The following is an 18,483-nucleotide window of genomic DNA, read 5'->3' as shown; positions in this document are numbered from 1 at the left end:
CATAAAAAGTCGTAGGATATAATCGTTTTTTCACCGAAAAATCAAATGTTTTGACCACCGGAGATCTCGATTCTCTGTGCATTAACCCAGCGGTTATCGGGATCGAGTAGACTGGCAACTGCGGGACCAATGTCGTCAGGCACACCGACACGACCAAGGGTAACCATCGCAGCAAATGCATCATTGTAAGCTGGCGTGTCACGCACAGCGCCGCCTAAAAAGTCAGTTTCAATTGCACCAGGTGCAACGGTATTAACGGTGATACCTCGGTGGCCCAGCTCTTTTGCCATATAGATGGTTAGAATTTCCACTGCACCTTTAGCTGCAGAGTAAGCTGAGAAGCCTGGATATGAGACACGAGTGAGGCCTGATGAGAAGTTAACAATACGACCACCATCTGCAAGAAGCGGCAATAGGGCTTGAGTCAAGAAAAATACGCCTTTCACATGCACATTGAACAGGCTATCGAATTGAGCCTCTGTTGTTTCGGTGAAGCCGATCATTTCTCCATGACCCGCATTATTCACCAGATGATTGAAAGTGCCGCTCCCCCAATTAGATTGTAAAATAGAACCAACGGTTTCAGCAAAGTTAGCGAAGCTGGATGTATTTTCTATATCGAGTTGTAGAGCGACCGCTTTACGCCCCAGAGCTTCAATCTCAGCAACGACTGATTTTGCCTCTTCTGCTTGGCTACGATAGGTCAAAATGACATCACCACCATGACGTGCAATGCTAATGGCAGTATTACGACCAAGTCCCCGACTGCCGCCAGTGACAATTGAAATAGTGGTCTGTGCAGCTTCATGTTCTAAAAGTTTCTTTTCCAACGCATACATTCCTCCCAAAAGTCGTTTTTAATTACCTTGCTATCTTAGTTTATAAAGTTCACTTCAAGTCAAAGGTTTTTTTCGGAAAATAAAAACAGTATAATAGCATAGGGAAAACCCTGATTTAATAATATTATTTTTCTTTTCTAGCATGAAATCAGAGAATCCAATTTATAAAATTGAAGATATTATTTAAAGTACACTTTAAGAGGAGGCTTAAAAGGTTATAATGCTGACTATAAAAGAAGTTACTGAAATAACGGAAATAGCTGCACACACCCTTCGATATTATGAAAAAGAGGGCTTGCTTCCACATGTTAAAAGGAACGGCAATGGAAAGCGTCTATACGACGAAGAAGATTTAAGTTGGATACATTTTGTTACAGCACTTCGAGCAACAGGAATGCCTATTGCACAAATTCAGAAATACGTTTACTTATACAAAGAAGGGGACTCAACAATTTCAGAACGAAAATTGATGATGCTCAATCATAAAAAAGAAATAGAGCAAAGCATAAGGGATCTTTATTTTAACTTGGATAAAATAAATTATAAGCTTGCTCTATATGATGTTTTAGAATCTCAGATTGAACGAACTATTATTAAAATATAGGATTAATTTAAGACTTTTGTACCGAAGCGCATGTTTTTACAACGATTCAAGATAGAACCAGACAAAAACCTCTTAATAGAAGCAAACTAGAATTAATTGCTCTAATAAGTATCAGACAGATGCACAGTATAGCGTAAGACAAAACAGTCTCCAAATTACTAAAGACTGGTCATGGCTAACGATTAATTCAAGCCATGAACCAGTCTTTTTACCTTAAAAGCAGGGAAGAGAGACTATTCCACAATTTTAGCGCGATCCTTTCCTTTGTCCGACTGACCTGCGTTTTTGGTAGCCGCTTCACGATCTTGCTGCATTTCCTCGATCGTTCTCACCTTGAGTCGGGCTGCTCCCTCGTAATAATGCGTCGGAATGAGATTACCTGCTGCTAGTCTTTGCTTAGATGCCGCAATGGCTTCTTTGTACTGTGGCAGCCACTGTTCTTGGGCAACAAGCATCTCGTCGACCATCTGCCAAATTTCCTTGGGATTGCAGACTGCTCCCATGAACGGGTCCATCATGAAGGCCTGACGAAGTAAATAGTCATCTCCATGCACTGCGGCCTCAACCGCCAGACGCTGGACTGAGATACTCGTATTACACACAGCCGCCGGACCTAGGGGAAGATCACCGACTTGAGGTATGGAGATGCCGTTGTGGTCAACATATCCTGGAACTTCAACTACAGCATCGTCAGGCAGATTAGGAATGATACCATTATTGATGGTGTTAAAGTGTCCCCTGTATAATCGCCCAGTTTCAAGACCTTCAATAATATACGAACCATGCTCCTCTCCATGGTTGTCCGGTATGAAGCGCATGGCTTCAGCATTCATCCAGTTTGGGAAGTCTGTCTCAAACCAGTTACGTCCTTCTGTACATACGCGCAAGTATCCTCCGGTCTCCGTTAATCCAGCTGTCCAAATCAATCCATTCGGAGATTTCTTGTGAGCGTTTGCGATACCATGGTACGTATTCACTTAGATGACCATTAGATTCGGTACTGTAGTAGCCGAATCGGCGCAGCATATCGATGCGGACCTTCTCGGTACGACTGAATTCTGGGTGTTGCTCGAATGCTTCTAGCAACCCAGGCAACAGATCCTTACCATTATGAGTCGCTTTAATATACCAAGTTTGATGATTGATTCCAGCGCATATAATATCAACATCTTTCTTCTCTAAGTTATACACTTCTGCAATCTGGTGATGACCATGCTGGACACCATGACACACAACCCAATCGTACGTATGCCTCCATATTTATTACAGGCCCACGTCAGCATGGCCATCGGATTTGCGTAGTTGAGTAACAGTACATCTGGAGCACTGTGCTTGCGAATATCCTTACAGATGTCCAACATCTCGGCAAAGCCCCGCTGGCCATACATGATGCCCCCAGCGCATAAAGTATCTCCCACGCATTGGTCTACTCCATACTTAAGCGGTATATCCACATCCGTTGCAAAAGCTTCTAGACCGCCCACCCGGATTGTACAAAGTACATATTTTGCATCCTTGAGGGCTTCTTGACGATCTAATGTAGCTTGAATGTTTATTTTCAGGCCATTTTCGTGAATGTCTCGCTGGCACAGTTGTGTCACCATGTCTAAATTACGTTGATTAATGTCATGAAAAGCACCTGAATATTACTGAATTCTGGAACAGTTAACAAATCACTGAGTAATCCTCTCGTGAACCCAACACTGCCCGCCCCGATAAAAGCCACTTTAAAAGACATGTCTGATATCCTCTCCTCATACGAAGGTTTGCTTTCAATTGATAACTTCAATGATGAGGATATTTTAGCAGTGCTAGTCAGGTGAACGGTAACAAAATCCTGACGTAATTAGTAGACAGTTTATCAAAAATTCTAACCTCTAATTAATATTTCATAAGTCTCATGGATTCTCTCACTTGTTACTCTAATATCAAAAATCAATATTATTATCTGGACCACGGACACTTGAGATGTCTTGTTGTTTGGGATAGTGATATCCCTCCCGGTCCATGCTAATACGATATTCTACAGGGGGAAGTCCTGTATACTTTCTGAATAAACTATGGAAATATTGACGGCTACTCACGCCCACATAATCAGACATTTCTGACACAGGTATGTCTGTATTCATTAGCAGCTTCTTGGCTTTTTCCATACGTAGCATTGTCAGATAACTGGTGGGAGTCATACCTGTACTCTTACGGAAAATACGATATAAATAGCTCGGATGTAAATTGACGGCGGACGAAATACTTTTCATCTGAATGTTGCGGTCCATGTTCTGATACATAAATTCTATGCAGCGCTTAATGTACATTTCAGTGTGGTCTGGAGTGATACGAGTCTTCTCTTTATAAAGACGGGCAATTCGAACCAGCAGCTGAATGAACAAAGTCAGGACCATAATTCCTTGCCCACGGGAAGGTATCTTATGGCTCTCTCTGAACGTTTTCAGGCTATGTTGAGGGGAGGAGGAGAGGGGGATAACAACGGAATCTGGCGAGGGTACATCGTTATTCACCGGACTAATAGATGAGCGGTGCTCCAAAGTTGGTAGAAGAGAGGACTGACTCTGATGGGGCATGGGAGTAGAACTGTCTTGCTTCTGAGTCGTCAGGCCCCGTTGATCCAATTCTAGTACGAGGCTTTTCATAATGTGATATACCTCATCCTAATCGGGCAGCACCAAATAAGCTGAAGCGTCGTCAAGCAGATTAGCCACATCATCCTCTTCATGTGCGAGCTGGCAGACGGATGGTTGTCCCGGTAACACAGGAGTGAAACCAAACTCTACATTGAGTATTCGGCAAGAGGCATCAGCTTCAATAATCAGACGATGAGGTATGCCAGCATCCAGCATGTGCAATTCCGCTACAGTTTATTATTGTTGGTCCCTTGACTCGCTTTATTTTTATGAGGTTTTATCCACCGTTGGCTGCACCAACAACATAGCGCTAAATTGATGATCGAATAAGAGTGTAGCGCCGCGGAAGCGGGAAGCCCTTGCGTAGCGAGGGTTTCTTTTCGTTGTTCATATACCTCAGGTCTACAATACCATTTGTGATATAAAATTTTTGCAATAAAATCTAAGTTTTATAAATTGGAACTACAAAAGGAATTTGTTACATTATTTTATGTAATCGCTTTCAAGTTTGGGTATGCGAGGAGGGATAACGAACAAACTAAAGACTAGTGACAGCCATATTCTGATCAAAGAGGAGGACAATTCAATGCCATCGAAAAAAATGAAGTTATTTGTCACGATGCTGCTTGGTTTTGCGATGATTCTACCCACAGCCAATGTGCAGGCTGCAACGACGATTACGTCCAATGAGATTTCAACCCATGACGGCTATGACTATGAATTTTGGAAGGATAATGGTGGGTCTGGAAGCATGACGCTTAATAGCGGCGGCACCTTTAGTGCGCAGTGGAACAATATCAACAATATTTTGTTCCGTAAAGGCAAGAAATTCGACGAGACCAAGACGCATCAGCAACTTGGCAATATCGCGATTAATTATGGCGCCACCTTTCAGCCGAACGGCAATTCGTATCTTACAGTCTATGGATGGGCGGTAGACCCACTCGTCGAATACTACATTGTTGATAGCTGGGGCACATACCGTCCTACAGGAAGCTATAAAGGGTCTGTCAGTATAGACGGAGGGACCTATGACATCTATGAGACGACGAGGGTTAATCAGCCTTCGATTAAAGGTGTAACAACCTTCAAGCAGTATTGGAGTGTCCGAACCTCAAAAAGAACAAGTGGGACGATATCAGTGAGCGAGCATTTCAAAGCGTGGGAAAGCCGCGGCATGCCGATGGGCAAGATGTATGAAGTAGCTTTGACTGTAGAGGGATATCAAAGTAGCGGCTCGGCCAATGTATACAGCAATACACTTACGATTGGAGGCAGCTCTGGTGGCGGTACGACTCCTCCAGTTAGTGCTACGAGAATCGAAGCGGAGAATATGACCAAGAGCGGTCAATATACGGGGAATATCAGCTCTCCATTCAACGGGGTGGCTTTATACGCCAACAATGACTCAGTGAAATTCACCCAGAATTTTGCAAGTGGTACCCATAACTTTTCGCTGCGCGGTGCATCAAGTACCTCCAATATGGCCAGAGTGGATCTGAAGATCGGTGGGCAGACGAAGGGGACCTTCTACTACGGAGGAAGTAATCCTGCAGTCTACACGTTGAACAACATCAGTCACGGAACGGGCAGCCAAGAGATTGAGCTAGTGGTCACAGCTGATGATGGCACATGGGATGCCTTGATTGACTATTTGGACATCCATTAATCGTGGGCATCAAATGATGTAGTAATTCAAAGTAGCAGTAATGCATTTGTGGATACTAAAATAATGGACTTGATATGTATTAAAATCAGATCCCGGTGGGCTTGTTCCACTGGGATTTTGGCATGAATATAGGGAAATAGGCATATTTATAGACTTCGCTACACTTACCAGGGATGAATGATTTCTGGTCTACACAAAAATTTTACAAAAGAAATTTTAAAATTTGATTGCTTTTTGAGTTTCGTTTTGATAGCATACAGAAGTGTGATTTGGAAAGCTAATATTCAAGGAAGCATGCTTCGCTCATCGCGGTTGTGATGGAGTGCTGATATGCTCAAAATATATCTGGATCTTTCCAAGCAGATAATTGTTTTGACCACTTCTTGAGTACAGGAAGTTAAGGCCATACGGACAGCCGGGTCAAATGCCGATTGGCAACTTTTGGTTGCCTTATTGATTGAGTTAAAAGCTCAAATTTTATAAGTTGGTTACTTTACAACCAGTGCATCTGCACATCAACTTGTGAAACGGTCAATAAGAGTGATAAAGGCGAATTATTTGCTATATAGACTCTGATCCTACTCAAAGATATATTTTGAATATTAAGAAGAGCTTTCTGCCGTAATGTCGAATGACTGTTATGGCTGTGTATGTGCATGACCTCATGTCATGGACATGTTATGCTTCATTAATATTTGTATATATCTTAAGCAAGTGTTGTGCGCGAATGCTGCGTTTTGCACTTGCTTTTTTTGTTGCTTTTTTTGGTGATAATTGTAAATTAGACAACGAGTGTATTGATGAAAAATTACTTGGATTAAGGAGAGATGGACATGGGAAAAGCGCTTATTATCGGATGTGGCGGCGTTGCATCAGTAGCCATTCATAAATGCGTTCAAAACAGTGAGGTATTCGAGGAGATTTGTATCGCAAGTCGAACAAAATCGAAATGCGACGACCTGAAGGCAAAATTGGATGGCGGCAAAACCAAAATTTCGACGGCGCAAGTCGACGCCAACAATGTGGACGAGCTGATTGCTCTGATCGAAGATTTCAAACCGGACGTTGTAATGAACCTGGCTCTGCCATATCAGGATTTGACAATCATGGACGCTTGCCTTGCGACCAAGACGAATTATATGGATACAGCGAACTATGAGCCGGAAGATACGGCAAAATTCGAATACAGCTGGCAGTGGGAATACCGTGAACGCTTCAAGGAAGCTGGCATTACAGCACTGCTGGGTAGCGGATTCGATCCAGGTGTAACCGGCGTCTTCTCCGCGTATGCCCTGAAGCACCATTTTGACGAAATTGAATATATAGATATTCTGGACTGCAATGCAGGGGACCACGGCTATCCGTTCGCTACGAACTTTAACCCTGAGATCAACATTCGTGAAGTATCCGCTAACGGAAGATACTGGGAGAATGGCGAGTGGATTGAAACGGCACCAATGGAGATCAAGCGCGTGTATGACTTCCCAGAAGTTGGGGAGAAGGATATGTACCTGCTGTACCATGAGGAGCTGGAGTCTCTGGCTGCCAACATTCCAGGCTTGAAACGGATTCGCTTCTTCATGACGTTCGGCCAAAGCTACCTGACGCACCTCAAGTGCCTGGAGAATGTTGGAATGACCTCCATTGAGCCGATTGAGTTCGAAGGCAAGCAAATCATTCCGTTGCAATTCCTGAAGGCAGTACTGCCAGATCCGTCTTCTCTCGGACCTCGTACAAAGGGCAAGACGAATATCGGCTGTATTTTCCGCGGTAAGAAAGACGGCAAAGACAAGACGTATTATGTATACAATGTCTGCGATCATGAAGAGTGTTACAAGGAAGTGGGCTCCCAAGCGGTGGCTTACACGACTGGTGTGCCAGCGATGATCGGGGCAATGATGCTGATGACAGGCGAATGGGATGCCAAAGGCGTATACAACATTGAAGAGTTCAATCCAGATCCATTTATGGACGCGCTGAACAAATGGGGACTTCCGTGGAAGGAGAGCTTCGATCCGAAGCTAGTGGACTAATATGAAGTTTGAGGAATTGCCAACACCCTGCTATGTAGTAGACGAGGGACTGTTGGAGAAAAATCTGAAAATTCTACGCGGTGTCATGGAACGTACGGGCTGCAAGATCGTACTGGCACAAAAAGCTTTCTCCATGACAACGATGTATCCGCTGATCGGTGAGTATCTGAGTGGCACGACGGCAAGCGGCTTGTATGAGGCGCGTCTAGGCTACGAGGAGATGGGGAAGGAGAATCATATCTTCTCCCCGGCATACCGTGAGGATGAGATTGATGAGATCATCGAGATCTGCGATCACATCATCTTCAACTCCTTCTCCCAATTGGAGCGCTTCAAGGATCGTGCTCTGAAGGGCGGCAGAAGCATCGGACTGCGCATCAATCCGGAATGCTCCACACAAGAGGGGCATGCGATCTATGATCCATGCTCTCCTGGCTCCCGCTTCGGCGTGACGCTGGAGCATTTCCGTCCAGAGCAGCTGGAGGGCGTAGAGGGTCTGCATTTCCATACGCATTGCCAGCAGAACTCGGATGACCTGGAGACAACCCTGAATGCGGTCGAGGAGAAGTTCGGTCCATGGCTTAGTCAAATGAAATGGATCAATTTCGGTGGCGGACATCATATTACCAGAGAGGATTATGATATCGCACGCCTTGAGAAATGCATCAAGCGCATGCAGGAAGTATATGGTCTGGAAGTCTATCTGGAGCCTGGCGAAGCGATTGCTCTGAACGCAGGCTATCTGGTGACTACGGTGCTGGATACACTGCAAAATGGTATTGATATTGCGGTACTGGATACGTCCGCATGCTGTCATATGCCGGATGTTCTGGAAATGCCTTACCGCCCGCCGCTGTTCGGATCTGGCGAGGTCGGTGAGAAGCCGCATTTGTACCGTCTTGGGGGACAGACTTGCTTGACTGGCGATATCATTGGCGACTATTCATTCGATCAACCACTGAAGAGTGGTGACCGTCTGACCTTCGGGGATATGGCGATCTATACGATGGTGAAGAATACGACATTCAACGGAATGGCATTGCCAGCCATTGCTGTGCAGCGCAAGGACGGAGATTGTGAAGTCGTACGCCAATTCGGTTATAATGATTTCAAGATGAGACTGGCTTAATCTGACCAAGTAGCAGACGTTGTATCATCCTGATCATATACCGTTTCATAAGCTAGGGTACTGCAATGCAACCACGCACTAGTAATATAGATTTGAACACGAGAGGGGTGTCCTAACAGGGCGCCTCTTTTCGTCGATTCAACCCCGATATATAGCCGCTGTTCTCGACCACGCCCTCGTATTCTGATGCTGATCATGTGAAAGTGTAATCTCTTGATGCTGCCTCTCATCATGCAAGGCTGGACAAATGTACATTAGATGGCGATACTTGAAATGAGCAGGGATATATACATAGAAGGTGAGTAGATGTATGATGCACACGCATGTGTTGATTTACAACGGATATGTAAGCTTCGAAATTATGCTGGCAACCTACCTGATGAAGACCAAGGGCGACATTGTCACGGTGGGCCTATCCAGAGAGCCTGTGAGATCTTATGAGGATTTGGTAGTTATGCCGTCAACTAGCCTGGAAGAGATCAACGTAGCAGAGATTGATCTATTGATCATACCCGGAGGGGACACTAGCGCATTACTAGAGCACACACGGCTAGCAGCGCTTGTTCAGGAGTTGGACAAGCAGGAGAAGTTCATTGCAGCCATCTGTTCGGCTACAGACCTGCTACAGCACTATGGAATACTGGAGGGCAGACATGCTGTAACGAATGCTGCTACCCATATTGAAGATCTGGTCAGGGTGGATCGTAATCTAATTACAGCAAGAGCGAACGGCTATGCGGACTTTGCCATTGAGCTCGGGCGCATGCTGAATATCTACAAGGACGAGGCCGATCTGGAGGAGACCATTCAGTATTTCAAATATCATCGAAATGGATAGATTACCATGAGGAAAAAGAAAATAGGAATAAGTTAACTCTCTTGAATGTCAGGAGGGTTTTTTTGGCATGTGCATTGCACTATGTTAGCTGTATTTATGTCTTGTTTATTACAATTCCGTAATCTTATTGATATTAAATGGAAATTAATATAATTGGATCAATAGATAATTTATGAAGAGGAATAAGCATGGGGAACTGATTGGAACTCCTTGTTTTATTTGATTTTTTCGTTAAGTATATACGTATTAGTTCTGAAAAAGTTGTGCATTCACGAATAAAAATTAGTAATTTTTATTAAGATTGACAAGCCACTAGTAAATATATTAACATGTACATGGTTACAAAATATTAACTTATTCATTGCCGAATTTCATCATTGAAAACGGGGGAACCAGTGTGGGTGAATTATTCTCGTATGCAGGGAATATAGGGAACCTTTAACCGAATCCTTAAGCTAACTCCGTAGGCATCAAAGGAGGAACTACGTTCGTGAAGAAAGTCATCTTGTCCCTGCTCGGAGCGGCTGTTCTTTTTACAGGTACTGCTGCAAGTACATATGCCAGTGAGGCAAAATTGGTTCAGGAGGTCTCCCAAGTAAAGGGGACTCCATATAAATATGGAGGAACGACCTCCTCCGGGTTCGATTGCTCAGGTTTCGTAAGATACGTATTCAACCAATTCAATCTGAGCCTGCCGCGCACCTCGGCACTTCAGGCGAAGCAAGGGGAGGTCGTTGCCAAGAGCAATCTGCGTCCAGGAGATCTGGTATTCTTTAACACGAACGGTCGCGGCATTTCGCATGCAGGTATATATGTAGGAAATAATAAGTTTGCACATTCCTCAAGCAGCAAAGGTGTGACCGTCAGTAAGCTGTCCAACTCCTATTACAGCAAGCGCTATGTGACGGCTAGACGTGTAGTTAGCGAGACCAGCTATCAGAAGATGGTAGCTATGAACTAAGGCTTGGAATCATTCGAGACTCACAGCGAAGCTGCTGTGGGTCTTTTTTTGTGCACACCTAACTTGAGAATTCATATTTGCTCTAATGCAAAAGGGAATATTTGCCGATAAAGAGTAGAAGTGTGTTTTTTATTTTTTTGTTATCGCCAAGCTTAACTGAGTACTTGTAGGAAAGCTATTGCGCGGTCTGTCTGCTATGGAACGTACTTCGCTAGACCTTTTGTTCAAGAGAACAACAGAATCTATTTCACGACGTATCTATAATTGGAAAGCAAGCTTGGGACTGACAGGGACAGATCGTGGACGAGCGTTGGTTATGTTACACAACTACGCAGATGAAATAGGTTCAAAAATAAGGATATTTAAAGGGTGGTATGATGAAGAAACAACGATTGAGAAAGATTGCGGCTTCGATATTATCGCTGACTCTTCTGGCGGGAGTGACTGAATTTGTGGTGCTGACGCCATCTTCAATTCATGCGGCTTCAGCATGGGATCTGGAAGCTATGAATGTGCCTGAGGCTCACGCAGCAGGCATACTTGGTCAAAGTGTGAAGGTTGCTGTGCTCGATTCGGGCATGAACAATCATGTGGAGCTTGACTCTCCTGTGCAACAAATAGATTTGTCGAATCAGCCAGGCTCTTCTACCAGTAATGATCTTTTTGGTCGGGGAACTCAGGTAGCGGGTGTCATTTCTGGTGATAATGTGGGTGTTGCACCTTCTGTACAATTATATGTAGCTAAAGTTACTAAGGATGATGGGATTACGGAAGCAGATTCACTGATCCAGGGTATAAACTGGGCAGTAAGTAGAAACGTGGATATTATTCATATTAGTCCTGTTCTTAGCGATCTAACTAAGGAAGCTCAGTTGCGTACAGCTATCAAAGCAGCCACAGATGCAGGAATTCTGGTTGTAGCTGCTGCTGGAGACGGAGGCTCTATTGCTGGTAATGATGATACCGTTGAGTATCCAGCAAAATATGATGGAGTAGTAGGTGTAGGTTCTATTAATAATCTGAATCAGCGTGCAGACTCCTCAGCTACAGGTGCATCTCTGGCAGTCGTAGCTCCAGGTGTAGCAGTAAGGACGACGCAGTCTGGATCTACATATACTACAAGTAACGGAACAGCGATCGCTGCTGCACATGTAACCGGATTACTTGCATTATTAAAGTCACAAAGTCCAACGCTTTCAGCGTCGGACCTGCGTACACAGCTATTTAATAACGCAGAGGATCTGGGTGCTGTTGGAAAAGATGAGCGTTATGGTCATGGTCTCGCCACCTTCAAATTACTACCAAAAGAAGTAACCGAATTGGAGGCGGTAAGAACTACACAGACTAGTACGGTGCTGACCTGGAAGAAACCAACTGATCAGGCTTTCAGTCACGTGAACATCTATAATGATCAGGGAGTCAATGTTCAGCAGGCCGTATATAACGAAGAGTATCCTTTGATGAATCTGGATGAGGATACCCAATATACCTACATCGTAAAAACGGTATACAATTCCAAAGGGACTCCAGTTGAATCCAGCGGGCAGTCGGTGACGTTCAGAACGGATAAGACAACAAACCCGACTAATCCAACGAACCCAACGAATCCGACAAATCCAACCGATCCGGTAGATACAACGCCACCAGGCAAAGTGACGAATCTACGTGTTACCTCCAAAGGTCCGGATTTTCTGGAGATAGCCTATGCTCGACCAGCGGATTCGGATTTCAAAGAATTTGTGATCTATGTAAACGATCAAGAGTATGGAAGAACCAGCCTGAATAATATTAAAATTAACTCTCTGCAGCCTAGCACAAGTTACAAGATTGAGGTTAGAGCTGTGGATACGAGCGGGAATATCTCTGTAGATAACGAAATCCTTACGGAAACGACATCCGCTACGGTAGATAATACACCTGTAAGTGATGTAATAAATCTGACTGTAACCAGCTCCACAATCAATTCTCTGGCGATTAGCTGGACAAAGCCGGCTAATACGAACACGGCTGATGTGTACCTGAATGGCAACTATGTTCAGGAGGTAAGTGGTGAATCCTTTACTTTCACGGGCCTAAATCCTTCAACAACATATACGTTGACCGTACGAGCCAAACGCGGTTCTCAGATTGCATCTGGGGTCAGCGTTCCAGGCACAACGGCAGCAGATACAAGTCCGGTAGCGGATGTAACGAATCTGCGCGTCACTAGCACGGGTACCAATTCCCTGGCGATCGCCTGGACGAAGCCTGTTAACACAGATGCTGCAGATGTCTACTTGAACGGGAACTTGATTCAACAGCAGATTACAGGAGAATCATTTACGTATACAGGCCTGAACCCATCTACGACTTATACACTTATGGTGAGAGCGAAGCGTGGGAATCTGGTGGCACCTGGTGCAAGTGTATCAGGTACGACTTCGGCTTCTTCGAGCAATTCGGGATCAACGAACAATCGCGTAGAGGTCACAAATCTGTCCGTCTCTTACAGAGGAACAACCTCGCTTGAGATTGAGTATAGAATTCCAAGTGCCATTAACAGAGTCAAAATATATGTAGATGACAAGCTGGAGACCAGCACGACCAGATCTAATTATGAGATTAGCGGTCTTCGATCCGATCGGACTTATGATATTCGCGTGGCGACTGTTAATTCAAGTGGAGATGAATCTCCAGGGGTAGAAATCACTGGCCGTACCAGAGCATCTTCAAGCTCCAGTAGCTCCAGCAGTTCTAGCTCCAGAAACAGCCGGGACCTGGAACGAGCGACGAGTCGAGTGGAGCGTGCAGAAAGATCACTGAGTCAGACAGATTGGTACGATGCCAGAGATGCAGCAGAAGATCTGGAAAATGGCTTGAACAAGGATGCTTTGCTCCTGAGACTGGGCCGAATCCGTTATCAGGTATTCCCGTCCGAGGTGGCTCAAGCAAGTAATCCAGTGGTAACATCGTCTACGTCGCCACGGAGAATCACACTAACCATTGGCTCACCACAGGCTTCAATTGATGGCAGATCGGTAACCATTCCACAAAGCCCAATTGTGCGCAATGGGGTAACCCTGGTTCCTCTGCGCTTCATTGGAGAAACAACAGGCTCGATCGTAGATTATAGTGATACGGACAAGAAGATTACTGTGAATCAACTGGAAATGAAGCGTGAGATGACGCTCTGGGTTGGCAATCGACTTATCATGATTAAGGATAATGGTGTAATCAGCAATTACTCCTCGCAGATTCGCGAGGCTCCGATCATTATGAATGGCTATACGCTGGTGCCGCTGCGGGTCATCAACGAGGCTGCGGGCTACACAGTGAACTACGATGCTGCTACAAAGCGTATTACTATCAGTAGATAATAGCGAAGTCACCAAAAAGATGATTACGAGCAGAATATACACTTTTGAACAAGAGGGCGACCCAGATGGGTCGTCTTTTTGTGTACTGATACAACACGGCGATCTGAGTTCTCCTGTAAAGCTAGGTCACAGTAAGATTGCTCTTAATGATTTCATTAGGTGAAACAATTTGACTTTGTCAACTAATTAATTTGACTTTGTCAAATTAATTAGTTGACAAAGTCAAATTATATACTGCAATAAATTAAAATAAATCACTGACTAGAAGGAGAGCACATACATGGTCGAATTGGCGGAACGTGTACATCAAATGCGAAATTTCAATCGCTTCATTACTCGCAAAATCGGCGTATTACAGGAAGGACTGCTGCAAAGCAGCTATTCGCTCACAGAGGTACGTGTAATGTTCGAGCTTGCTCATCGTGAGGAGGTAACGGCATCCGATCTGACCAGGGACCTCGGGCTTGACCCGGGTTATTTGAGCCGGATTCTTACCCGGCTGGATCAACAGGGTTTTCTCCAGAAGATACGCTCTGAGCAGGATGGGCGAAAGTTTTTGCTGAAGCTTACTCAAGAGGGCGAGCAGGCCTATGCCCCGCTTGAACAGCGCTCAAATGAGGAGGTCACAGAGCTGTTGCAGAGCATCCCTGAGGAGGAGCAGTCCAGACTGCTGGAGGCCATGCGCACGATTGAAAGCATCCTGACCCCTGACTTCAGACATGCCAATCCTTTCGTGCTGCGCCAGCCCGTGGCAGGAGATATGGGAATCATTACTCACAAGCATGCGATATTGTACAAGCGTGAATATGGATGGAATGAGGGGTTTGAGGCCGCAGTATCACAGATTGCGCTGGATTATCTGAAAAAGCATGATTCTAATCGAGAGCGATGTTGGGTAGCGGAAATGGCTGGTGAGGTGGTCGGCTCCATCATGGTCGTGCAGGATTCGGAGAAGGTAGCCAGAATACGCCTGCTACTGGTCGATCCCAAAGCGCGTGGACTTGGGCTTGGGACCAGCCTTGTACGAGAAGCCATTGAATTTGCCCGTCAGCAGCAGTACGAGGAGCTAGTGCTATGGACAAATAACGTACTGACGGAAGCTAGACATATCTATAAAAAAATGGGCTTTCAGCTCATTCACGAGGAGCCTCATACCCAATTTGGGCCCGAACTAATCGATGAGACCTGGACATTGCGACTACAGCTGTAATTTAAACCGTGATTCAAGTCAAACCAAGTCCAGCAAAGAACAAGCCAAATACAAAGAAGCAGCGCTGTACGCCCTAATCGTAGTGGGTGCACAGCGCTGTATTTTGAATCCTGTTAATACCTATAGTTACTATAAAATCGCGTTTTCCTCTCTCTTACATCGCATTCTTCCCTAGACTTCCTTAGATCTGTCAAGATCCTTCTTATATTCGCCCAAGCATTAGTTGGCTTGATCTGCCTGTGTCTGCTCCTTTTTTAAAGCTGGACCCAGATCATCCTGTACACTGTGCTTCCACATGGCTACTCCGGAGCGATAGGCAGCCCTACCGTTGAGATGCCCGGCTACGGGCCCGGTAATGAAGACGAACACAATACCGAGCAGCAGCTTGATGCTCAGATGATCCATGAACAACAGGAAATACAGAAAGGTCCCCCCAAGAACAAACAGTACGCCGAGTGTAGCACTCTTGGTTGCTGCATGAGAACGTAGGTACACGTCAGGCAACCGAATAAGCCCAAAGGCACTGAGCGCGCCAAGCAGCGCTCCGAACAGCACAATCCCTCCTACCAGCAGCTCAGCGATGAATCTCATCGTCTCCATTTTCCAGAACGTGCCCCCTTTCTATATAACGCGCGAATGCGGCCGTTCCGATAAAGGTCAGAATCCCAATCAGGAGAATAATGTCCAGGTAGGCCTCGGTACGCAGCAGCATGCACAGAATGGCAATCATGGATAGAATGCTGATGCCGATCGTATCCAGTGCAGCAATTCGGTCGGCGATTGACGGGCCTTTGAGCAAGCGGAACATACATCCCAATATCGCCAATGCAATTAGAGATAGTGCCAGTAGCAGCATGATATCCATCATGAGCGAGTCACCTCCATAATGGCCTTCTCGAACGTATCGCGAATCTGTACAGTCAACTCGTTCACGTCACCGATGTCCATGGCGTGAATGTACAAGGTGCTGCCCTCTCGGGATACCTCCAGGGTCAGTGTTCCGGGTGTCAGGCAGATCAGACAGGATAGAAGTGTCACTTCCCAATCCGAGGTTAAGCGAGTCGGATAAGCGAATATGCCTGGGCGTATATCCAGCTTGGGTCTCAGTACTTGCCGAATCACCGTGAAGCTGGACAGGAACAGCTCTCTATTGAAAATGTACAGCAGCTTTACAATAGACAATAATTTTTTACCATAAAAAGCGTGAGGCAAGAAGCGCTGAAGCAGTCCAATGAGCAATAGGCCAATCAGATAACCAATTACGAACTGCAGGAATGACCACTCGTTGTTCAGCAGCATCCAGACGAGACCGACGATGATATTTAATAGAAGTTGATAGGCCATCTCCATTACTCCTTTAATACCGCTTCAATATATAGCTCTGGATGAGTGAGGACTTCTCCAGCTTGCGAGATCCAGGTGTATACGCCCTCGGAGCCAAAGCCAACCAAGAGGATGAGAACCAACAGGCCAACAACCGGAATCATGCTGGAATGTGGCATCCGGACTTGTGTAGAAGAGCGCTCCCCAGAAGGACCTACAGATGAAGTCGTCTCGCCCCAAAAAGCACGCATGAATACCCGAACGAGGGAATATAGAACGACGAAGCTAGAAGCTACTGCAATGCCAGTAAGGACGTAGAATTGAGCATGGTCAGCCCCGGCCTCTAGACCGCCCCTTACGATTAATACTTTCCCCACAAAGCCGCTCAGTGGCGGAATGCCTACCAATGCCAGGGCTGTCGTTAGGTAGATCCAGCCAATAATAGGCCATTTGCGAATCAATCCGCCCATGTCTTGTAGACGCTCTGAGCCAGCAGCCGTGATCATCATACCACCGAGTAGGAATAACAGCGTCTTGGCTAACATGTCATGAATCAGGTAGAATACGGTCCCATTCAGTGCATCAGGGCTGGAGATAGCGATACCAGCTGCAATGAATCCGACACTGATGATGATATTGTAATTAAAAATTCGATGAATATCGGAGTATGCAACAGCACCAATCGCTCCTAGAATCATTGTCAGCGCAGCCATCCAGCCAATCCAACCCTGCGCTATGAAGGCATCATGGTAGAAGATCAATGTGAACGTACGGATGATGGCATACAAGCCCACCTTCGTCAGCAGTGCGCCGAACAGTGCTCTTACGACGGTAGGGGGAGCACTATAGGAACCAGGTAGCCAGTAGAACAAGAACAGCCCCGCCTTCAGAGCGAAGACGATGAGCAGCAGCATGGCTACTACAGAGAGCATTCCGCCCTGACCTACCTCAGCTACTCGCTGGGACAAATGCGCCATGTTCAAGGTTCCTGTAATCCCGTATAGATAGGCTACTGCGGCAACGAACAGCGTCGAGGACAGAATATTAATAAGAATGTACTTCAGCCCTTCCCGTAGCTGACGCTTGCTCCCTCCCAGACCCAGCAGGGCGTAGGACGAGATGAGCATCACCTCGAAGCAGACGAACAGGTTGAACAGATCCCCCGTCAGGAAGGAGCCGCTGACGCCTGCAATCAGGAATTGAAAGAATGGGTAGAAGTAGTGCTGTTCCTTGTTCTCTCCAATAGTACCAAAGGCAAATATCAGACAGGCAATGCTGACAATGGCGGTCGTAAGTACAAGCAGCGCAGCCAGCATATCTGCTACAAAGACGATGCCATAGGGAGGTATCCAGCCCCCCATGTATAGAGTCTGAATGCCTGCTGTTCGTACCTGATAGACCAGGATTATCGTACCTGCCAGGTTCACCAGTGCTCCGAGCAGACTAACTAACCGTTGCAAGCGAACTCGCTTGTGCATGAATAGCAGCGCAATCGCCGTGCATAAAGGAATGAGCAACGGGAGAATGACGAGATTGTTCATGCTTCCTCACCTTCCTCTCTCAGCTGCTCCACGTCGTCTGTGCCTAGCCGCTGATACGCCTTATAGGCCAGGACGAGAAAGAACGAGGTGACGCCGAAGCTAATGACGATGGAGGTCAGGATCAGTGCCTGCGGCAACGGGTCAACATATTCGCGGGTACCGTCAGCCAGCAGAGGTGGTGCACCGTTTTTTAGCCGAGCCATTGTAAGCAGCAGGAGATGTACACCATGAGTCAGCAGAGAGGTACCCAAGATGATGCGCAGCAGGCTTTTTGACAGAACCAGATACACGCCTGCAGCGAACAGGATCCCAATGGTTAGTGACATATATAGCTCCAC

The 18,483-nt window shown here is 45.9% G+C and carries 16 protein-coding genes, 1 pseudogene and 1 riboswitch; of the genes and pseudogenes, 8 read left to right on the top strand and 9 right to left on the bottom strand.

The features are described from left to right. Nucleotides 1–41: 41 nt before the first annotated feature. The gene (locus MKX74_RS22960; RefSeq protein WP_341179955.1) at nt 42–830 is read right to left on the bottom strand and encodes an SDR family NAD(P)-dependent oxidoreductase; all 789 of its coding nucleotides are present in this window, start codon (nt 828–830) and stop codon (nt 42–44) included. Between the two features lie 229 nt (nt 831–1,059). On the opposite strand from MKX74_RS22960, the gene MKX74_RS22955 reads away from it, so the two are divergent. Continuing rightward, complete coding sequence (locus MKX74_RS22955) at nt 1,060–1,443, top strand: MerR family transcriptional regulator (RefSeq protein WP_341179954.1); 384 nt, start codon at nt 1,060–1,062, stop codon at nt 1,441–1,443. Nucleotides 1,444–1,676: 233 nt separating this feature from the next. Here the strand turns inward: MKX74_RS22955 and MKX74_RS22950 are convergent. The 3 genes and pseudogenes from MKX74_RS22950 to MKX74_RS22940 all read right to left on the bottom strand — a co-directional run bounded on the left by MKX74_RS22950 (nt 1,677) and on the right by MKX74_RS22940 (nt 4,301). Further along, nucleotides 1,677–3,181, bottom strand: a pseudogene (locus tag MKX74_RS22950) (alpha-glucosidase/alpha-galactosidase). A gap of 190 nt (nt 3,182–3,371) precedes the next feature. Then, the gene (locus tag MKX74_RS22945; RefSeq protein WP_341179953.1) at nt 3,372–3,962 is read right to left on the bottom strand and encodes a helix-turn-helix transcriptional regulator; all 591 of its coding nucleotides are present in this window, start codon (nt 3,960–3,962) and stop codon (nt 3,372–3,374) included. A 150-nt stretch (nt 3,963–4,112) separates the two neighbouring features. Next, nucleotides 4,113–4,301 carry a hypothetical protein gene (locus MKX74_RS22940; RefSeq protein ID WP_341179952.1) on the bottom strand — a complete coding sequence of 63 codons (189 nt, stop codon included), beginning with the start codon at nt 4,299–4,301 and terminating at the stop codon, nt 4,113–4,115. A 370-nt stretch (nt 4,302–4,671) separates the two neighbouring features. Between MKX74_RS22940 and MKX74_RS22935 the strand changes: the two genes are divergently transcribed. From MKX74_RS22935 to MKX74_RS22905, 7 genes are all read left to right on the top strand, one after another. Beyond that, complete coding sequence (locus MKX74_RS22935; protein ID WP_341179951.1) at nt 4,672–5,754, top strand: glycoside hydrolase family 11 protein; 1,083 nt, start codon at nt 4,672–4,674, stop codon at nt 5,752–5,754. Between the two features lie 833 nt (nt 5,755–6,587). Next, nucleotides 6,588–7,787 (top strand): saccharopine dehydrogenase family protein, encoded by a 1,200-nt coding sequence (locus MKX74_RS22930; protein WP_018885666.1) that lies wholly within the window; start codon nt 6,588–6,590, stop codon nt 7,785–7,787. Between the two features lies 1 nt (nt 7,788). Beyond that, nucleotides 7,789–8,916: a carboxynorspermidine decarboxylase gene (gene nspC, locus MKX74_RS22925; protein ID WP_028591014.1), complete on the top strand. Its 1,128-nt coding sequence runs from the start codon at nt 7,789–7,791 to the stop codon at nt 8,914–8,916. 310 nt (nt 8,917–9,226) lie between these two features. After that, nucleotides 9,227–9,754: a DJ-1/PfpI family protein gene (locus tag MKX74_RS22920; protein WP_341179950.1), complete on the top strand. Its 528-nt coding sequence runs from the start codon at nt 9,227–9,229 to the stop codon at nt 9,752–9,754. Between the two features lie 352 nt (nt 9,755–10,106). Next, nucleotides 10,107–10,239, top strand: a riboswitch (cyclic di-AMP (ydaO/yuaA leader). A gap of 5 nt (nt 10,240–10,244) precedes the next feature. Beyond that, nucleotides 10,245–10,715 carry a C40 family peptidase gene (locus tag MKX74_RS22915; protein WP_341179949.1) on the top strand — a complete coding sequence of 157 codons (471 nt, stop codon included), beginning with the start codon at nt 10,245–10,247 and terminating at the stop codon, nt 10,713–10,715. A gap of 374 nt (nt 10,716–11,089) precedes the next feature. Continuing rightward, on the top strand, nt 11,090–14,071 hold the full coding sequence (locus tag MKX74_RS22910; RefSeq protein WP_341179948.1) for a S8 family serine peptidase: 2,982 nt from the start codon (nt 11,090–11,092) through the stop codon (nt 14,069–14,071). 280 nt (nt 14,072–14,351) lie between these two features. Then, nucleotides 14,352–15,281, top strand: coding sequence for a bifunctional helix-turn-helix transcriptional regulator/GNAT family N-acetyltransferase (locus MKX74_RS22905; protein ID WP_341179947.1), 930 nt, complete (start codon nt 14,352–14,354; stop codon nt 15,279–15,281). 219 nt (nt 15,282–15,500) lie between these two features. Here MKX74_RS22905 and mnhG read toward each other — a convergent pair whose 3' ends face one another. The 5 genes from mnhG to MKX74_RS22880 are packed head-to-tail and all read right to left on the bottom strand — an operon-like array spanning nt 15,501 to nt 18,483. Beyond that, nucleotides 15,501–15,872: a monovalent cation/H(+) antiporter subunit G gene (gene mnhG / locus MKX74_RS22900; protein ID WP_341180644.1), complete on the bottom strand. Its 372-nt coding sequence runs from the start codon at nt 15,870–15,872 to the stop codon at nt 15,501–15,503. After that, nucleotides 15,856–16,149: a Na(+)/H(+) antiporter subunit F1 gene (locus tag MKX74_RS22895; RefSeq protein ID WP_018885659.1), complete on the bottom strand. Its 294-nt coding sequence runs from the start codon at nt 16,147–16,149 to the stop codon at nt 15,856–15,858. The genes mnhG and MKX74_RS22895 overlap by 17 nt, the downstream gene beginning before the upstream one ends. Beyond that, the gene (locus MKX74_RS22890; RefSeq protein ID WP_018885658.1) at nt 16,146–16,625 is read right to left on the bottom strand and encodes a Na+/H+ antiporter subunit E; all 480 of its coding nucleotides are present in this window, start codon (nt 16,623–16,625) and stop codon (nt 16,146–16,148) included. Before MKX74_RS22890 ends, MKX74_RS22895 begins: the two co-directional genes overlap by 4 nt. A gap of 5 nt (nt 16,626–16,630) precedes the next feature. Next, on the bottom strand, nt 16,631–18,145 hold the full coding sequence (locus MKX74_RS22885) for a Na+/H+ antiporter subunit D (protein WP_018885657.1): 1,515 nt from the start codon (nt 18,143–18,145) through the stop codon (nt 16,631–16,633). Beyond that, the gene (locus MKX74_RS22880; protein WP_018885656.1) at nt 18,142–18,483 is read right to left on the bottom strand and encodes a Na(+)/H(+) antiporter subunit C; all 342 of its coding nucleotides are present in this window, start codon (nt 18,481–18,483) and stop codon (nt 18,142–18,144) included. The genes MKX74_RS22885 and MKX74_RS22880 overlap by 4 nt, the downstream gene beginning before the upstream one ends.

It is taken from the genome of Paenibacillus sp. FSL K6-1230, from assembly GCF_038002385.1.
Classification (GTDB): Bacteria; Bacillota; Bacilli; order Paenibacillales; family Paenibacillaceae; genus Paenibacillus; species Paenibacillus massiliensis.
This window is presented reverse-complemented; position numbering and strand designations above follow the sequence as displayed.

Bases quoted from the DNA above. Each gene is read 5' to 3' on its own strand.
- MKX74_RS22955 (WP_341179954.1), top strand. From the start codon at position 1,060: ATGCTGACTATAAAAGAAGTTACTGAAATAACGGAAATAGCTGCACAC.
- MKX74_RS22940 (WP_341179952.1), bottom strand. From the start codon at position 4,301: ATGCTGGATGCTGGCATACCTCATCGTCTGATTATTGAAGCTGATGCC.
- MKX74_RS22935 (WP_341179951.1), top strand. From the start codon at position 4,672: ATGCCATCGAAAAAAATGAAGTTATTTGTCACGATGCTGCTTGGTTTT.
- MKX74_RS22930 (WP_018885666.1), top strand. From the start codon at position 6,588: ATGGGAAAAGCGCTTATTATCGGATGTGGCGGCGTTGCATCAGTAGCC.
- nspC (WP_028591014.1), top strand. From the start codon at position 7,789: ATGAAGTTTGAGGAATTGCCAACACCCTGCTATGTAGTAGACGAGGGA.
- MKX74_RS22920 (WP_341179950.1), top strand. From the start codon at position 9,227: ATGATGCACACGCATGTGTTGATTTACAACGGATATGTAAGCTTCGAA.
- MKX74_RS22910 (WP_341179948.1), top strand. From the start codon at position 11,090: ATGATGAAGAAACAACGATTGAGAAAGATTGCGGCTTCGATATTATCG.
- MKX74_RS22905 (WP_341179947.1), top strand. From the start codon at position 14,352: ATGGTCGAATTGGCGGAACGTGTACATCAAATGCGAAATTTCAATCGC.
- mnhG (WP_341180644.1), bottom strand. From the start codon at position 15,872: ATGAGATTCATCGCTGAGCTGCTGGTAGGAGGGATTGTGCTGTTCGGA.
- MKX74_RS22895 (WP_018885659.1), bottom strand. From the start codon at position 16,149: ATGATGGATATCATGCTGCTACTGGCACTATCTCTAATTGCATTGGCG.
- MKX74_RS22890 (WP_018885658.1), bottom strand. From the start codon at position 16,625: ATGGCCTATCAACTTCTATTAAATATCATCGTCGGTCTCGTCTGGATG.
- MKX74_RS22885 (WP_018885657.1), bottom strand. From the start codon at position 18,145: ATGAACAATCTCGTCATTCTCCCGTTGCTCATTCCTTTATGCACGGCG.